Genomic DNA, 344 nt, shown 5'->3' on the forward strand with positions numbered 1-344 from the left:
ATATTTTTGATACCTTGCAAGCCTATATGGGCTCGGTATATGTCAATGATGTCAATTTATTTGGTCGCANTNATCAGGTCAATGTGCAGGCCGATGAAGCCTTTAGAGTAGATGAAACGCAGCTGGAAAAGCTAAAAGTGCGCAACCGTGAGGGATCAATGGTGCCGCTTGCTTCGTTTGTAACGGTGCAGCACGGCGCTGGTCCAAACCGCGTTTCTAAGTACAACGGCTATCCGGCGGCTGACCTAAATGGACAAGCCAAGCCCGGTTATAGTTCTGGTCAAGCAGAAGCAGCCATCACAGCTATTCTCGACCGCTCTTTACCAAATGGGATGGCTTATGAA

1 protein-coding gene is annotated in these 344 nt (G+C 48.2%); it reads left to right on the plus strand.

What is annotated here, in order from left to right; all coding sequences use genetic code 11:
• Positions 1-344 (plus strand): efflux RND transporter permease subunit (locus A3756_RS04330; RefSeq protein WP_197481160.1); only part of this gene is annotated, 344 nt, incomplete at both ends.

Source organism: Oleiphilus sp. HI0086, assembly GCF_001635225.1.